A 4,238-nucleotide genomic window follows, 5' to 3' on the forward strand; every position below is an offset into this window, starting at 1 on the left:
AACTCTTTCCCGTGCTTGTCGTCGGCGCGCCGTTGGCGCACGGCAACCGCCTGTACAACTGCGCGGTCATCATCCACCGGGGAAGGATCCTCGGCGTCGCCCCGAAGTCCTATCTGCCGACCTACCGTGAGTTCTACGAACGTCGCTGGTACGCCCCAGGCGATGATATCCGCGGCGGGCACATCCGGATCGGTCACCACCAGCGAAGCAGTGGTGAGCACATACTTCGCCCGAACGGTGAGCAGTCCCGCGTCACCGGGGCCGGAGCCCACGAATGCGATCCGTCCTGGGCTCTTGCGTGTCATCAGGGCACTCCCCATCAACTACTACCGGGACCGCTGAGCAAAGCGTCCCTGGCATCGAGCAGCTCGGCGGCCAGCGCCCGGCCGAGCTGCTCTGCGGCGGTCGTCTCACCAGTGCTGGAGGCGCGCACCAAACGATTCCCGTCGGTCGCCACGACCCCGCGCACGGACAGCCGCTGTGCCAGGCCGCCGTCCGGTTCGAGGTCCTCCACCACTTCGGCCAGCGCGCCGATCGGCGCACTGCAACCGGCCTCCAGCGCAGCCAACATGGCGCGCTCGGCGGTCACCGCGGCGCGGCAGGCCGGGTCGTCCAGAACGGACTGGAGCAGGTGCTCGTTGTCCACGTCGTCGACGCGGCATTCCACGGCCAGCGCACCCTGGGCGGGCGCGGGCAGCATCTGGAGTGGATCGAGCGATTCCGTGATCACCCCGAGCCGGCCGACTCGGGCCAGCCCGGCGCGCGCGAGCACGACGGCGTCCATCTCGCCGTCGCTCACCTTGCGCAGGCGGGTGTCCACGTTGCCGCGGATGCCGCGCACCTCCAGACCGAGGCCGAGGGCCTCCAGCTGGCTGGCGCGACGCGGCGAACCGGTGCCCACGACGGAGCCCGGAGGAAGTTCGCCGAGCGTCAAACCGTCCCGTGCCACCAGCGCGTCCCGCGGGTCCTCCCGGGCGGGTACGGCGGCCAGCGACAACCGGGGGTCCGGTTCGGTCGGCAGGTCTTTGTAGGAATGCACCGCGACGTCCACCTCGCCGCCCGCGAGCGCATCGCGCAGCGCGGAGGTGAACACCCCGACGCCGATCTCGGCGATCGGAGCCATCGAGCGGTCCCCGGGCGTGGCCACCCGCACCAGCTCGGTCGAGTAACCCGCGGCTTCCAGCGCTTCGGCGACCGTGCTGCTTTGCGCCATCGCCAGCGCGCTGCCCCGGGTCCCGATGCGCAGCGTCTTGTTCACCGGTTTTCACCGTCCTGTTCCGGCCCGTCCGGCTCGGAGCCGCCCTGTTCGGAGCTCCGCAGCAATGCCTGCGCGGAGCGTGCGCCGGTGACCGGCACGTCCTCTGCCGAACGGGGCGCGCGAATCGCGGCGGGGGATTGCGGGTCGAGTTCGAACAGCTCGCGCAGCGCCTCGGCGTAGCCGGAGCCGCCGGGCACCGAGGCGAGCTCCTTGACCCGCACGGTCGGCGCGTGCAGCAGCTTGTCCACCACGCGGCGCACCGTGCGGTTCAGCTCGTTGCGCACGTCGCCGTCCAGGTCGGCGGGCAGCCGGGAGTCCAGCCGCAGCAGCTCGGAGTCCACCACCTCGGCGGCGCGCTTGCGCAGCGCCGTCACGGTCGGGGTGACCTCCGCCGAGCGCTGCGCGGCCAGATATCCGCGCAGTTCCACGGCCACGATCCGGCCGGCGCGTTCGCTCTCGCGACCGCCGCGCTGCTCGGTCAGCCGCTGCTGCAGGGTCTCCAGGTCGACCACGGCCACTCCGGCCAGCTCGGCCACGCCGGGAGAGGTGTCCCGCGGCAGCCCGAGGTCGCAGAACAGCAGCGGCCGCTGCGGATCCTGCCGGTCCTGCACCGCACCGGCGACGATGTCCTCGGTGACCACCGCACCGACCGCGCCGGTGCAGGTCACCACGAGGTCGGCGGCGGTGATCGCGGTTCGCAGCCGGTCCAGTTCGACGGTGCCGGCCGCGACGCCCTCGGCGCGCAGCGACTCGGCGAGCCGCGCACCGTTGGCGGCGGTCCGGTTGGCGATCGTCACCTCGGCGATCCCGGCGCGCCGCAGCTGCGCGGCGGCCAGCGCGCCCATCGAGCCCGCGCCGACCAGCAGCGCGCGCCGACCGGCCACGCCGCCCAAAGCGGCCTCGGCGTCCGAAAGCGCCTCGGAGACCACCGAGGCCCCGGCGCCGTCGATCTCGGTTTCGGCGTGCACCCGCTTGCCGACGCGCAACGCCTGCTGCGCCAGCTCGTGCAGCGTGCGGCCAACGGTCCCGGCCTGATCGGCGACCCCGTACGCCTGCCGCAGCTGACCCAGGATCTGGGCCTCGCCGACGACCATCGAGTCCAGGCCGGCGGCAACCGAGAACAGGTGCTCGACGGCCGCACCGGCGTAGTGCACGTAGAAGTGGTCGGCCAGCTCGGCGACCTCGGCACCGGCCTGCCTGGCCAGCACCGCGGTCACGTCGTCCAGCCCGCCGTGGAAGGTCTCGGCGACCGCGTACACCTCGACGCGGTTGCAGGTGGAGACCAGGAAGGCCTCGCTGATGTGGTCCCGGGCGATCAGCTCGTCGAGCACCTTGCCGACGTCCTCGGCGCCGATCGCGGCGCGCTCCAGCACCCGGACCGGCGCGGTCCGGTGCGAAAGCCCGACGGTGAGCAGGTTCACGGCCGAACCACCATCCCGTCCGCATCCTCGCGCTGCTGCGCGGGTTCCGAATTCCCTTCGCCGTCCGCGCCGCGGCCCGGCGGACCCCCGTCGCCCGCGATGCCGGTACCGACGGCCGCCGCCTCCTGATTGCGCCGCGCCACGTGGAACGAAAGGATCTGCATCTCCACCGCCAGGTCGACCTTGCGCACCTCGACGTGCTCGGGGACCTGCAGGACGACCGGTGCGAAGTTCAGGATGCACACCACGCCGCCCTCGACCAACCGATCGCACACCTCCTGCGCGCCTTCGGCCGGGGTGGCGATCACGCCGATGGTGACCTCCCGCTCGCGGCAGACATCGACGATGTCCTCGACCGCGTTGACCGGGATGCCGCCGACCGGCACGTCCAGCAGATCCGGATCCAGGTCGAACAGCGCGGCGACCGGGAAGCCGCGGTTGAGGAAGCCGCCATAGTTCGCGAGCGCGTGCCCCAGGTTACCGATACCCACGACGGCGACGCGGTGCTTGCGGGTCAGCCCCAGCGTCCGCTCGATCTGCCCGATCAGCACGCCGACCTCGTAGCCGACGCCGCGGGTTCCGTAGGAGCCGATGTAGGACAGGTCCTTGCGCAGCTTCGCCGAGTTCACCCCGGCGAACGCGGCCAGTTCCTCGCTGGAAACGGTTCCGGTGCCCTGCTCGTCCAGGCTGGAGAGCACGCGCAGGTACACGGCCAGCCGCGCGACGGCCGCCTCCGGGATGGCCCTCGCGCGCTCCCGCGCGGCGGGTACGTCGATCGACTCGGGTGACCGTCCGGACCCGGACGGGACTTCCGCCGACTGCCCGGCTTCGTCCCGCACGCCCTCTCCGTGGGCCGTCACTGGCGCTCCCTTGACCTGCCTTGGTGATGCTGCCCGCCGCGCCCGCTCCGCGGGAGCGCACACCGGCGAACACGGGGTGCGAACCGCCGACTCCGCTGGCACGGCTCCGTCGACCACCGTAGCCACTTGTGAAGACGGGCACAAAGTCCGCGCGCGCTGCCTACGACGGCCGCACGAGCACCCCGCTCCATGATGTCCGAAACGCCGCCGGGAACCAAAACGGCTGGTCAGCGCGATGACTGAGAACGCCCCCGCGAGCGGCGGAGGCAGTGGCGCCGGGTACCGGCGGATCAGTCGTTGATCTTGAACGGTGCCGAACGACACATGCCAGGACAGCCGTGCTCAGCGCTGCAGCGCCGCCCGCAGCCGCGCGGGCTCGACCTTCCAGAAGCCGTGCTCGGCTCCGTCCACCAGGATCACCGGGACCCGGTCGCCGTACTCGGCGCGCTGCTCGGCGTCCGCGTCGACGTCCTCGGTCGTGCAGCGGGCGCCGAGTTCGGAGCAGATCTCGCGCACCGCGGCCACCGCCTCGTCGCAAAGGTGACACTGCTCGCGCACCAGCACCGTCACCGCGTGCCCGCTGCCCGGCTGCTCGGACACCGCCACCTCCCCGCTTCGTTCGGCCCGCGTCGTTCGCCGTCCGACCGTACTGAACGGCTCACTCGGCCGGCCGCGAGCCGCGCAGCGGCCTGCGGGCGA

5 protein-coding genes are annotated in these 4,238 nt (G+C 72.2%); all 5 read right to left on the bottom strand.

Going from position 1 to position 4,238, the window contains the following annotated elements:
• Positions 1 to 305, bottom strand: a 305-nt coding sequence (locus tag IJH84_RS23100) for an SAM-dependent methyltransferase (RefSeq protein WP_295148941.1), incomplete at its 3' end; no start/stop codon positions are given.
• Positions 306 to 319: 14 nt separating this feature from the next.
• On the bottom strand, positions 320 to 1,258 hold the full coding sequence (hemC, locus tag IJH84_RS23105; RefSeq protein WP_295148944.1) for a hydroxymethylbilane synthase: 939 nt from the start codon (positions 1,256 to 1,258) through the stop codon (positions 320 to 322).
• Positions 1,255 to 2,679: a glutamyl-tRNA reductase gene (locus IJH84_RS23110; protein WP_295148947.1), complete on the bottom strand. Its 1,425-nt coding sequence runs from the start codon at positions 2,677 to 2,679 to the stop codon at positions 1,255 to 1,257. The genes hemC and IJH84_RS23110 overlap by 4 nt, the downstream gene beginning before the upstream one ends.
• Complete coding sequence (locus IJH84_RS23115) at positions 2,676 to 3,539, bottom strand: redox-sensing transcriptional repressor Rex (protein ID WP_200068916.1); 864 nt, start codon at positions 3,537 to 3,539, stop codon at positions 2,676 to 2,678. Before IJH84_RS23115 ends, IJH84_RS23110 begins: the two co-directional genes overlap by 4 nt.
• Positions 3,540 to 3,881: 342 nt before the next feature.
• Entirely contained in the window at positions 3,882 to 4,139 is a 258-nt protein-coding gene (locus IJH84_RS23120) for a glutaredoxin family protein (protein WP_295148950.1), read from the bottom strand.
• Positions 4,140 to 4,238: the final 99 nt, after the last annotated feature.

The sequence above is a fragment of the Saccharopolyspora sp. genome (assembly GCF_017434145.1).
In the GTDB taxonomy this organism is placed as follows: domain Bacteria; phylum Actinomycetota; class Actinomycetes; order Mycobacteriales; family Pseudonocardiaceae; genus Saccharopolyspora_C; species Saccharopolyspora_C galaxeae.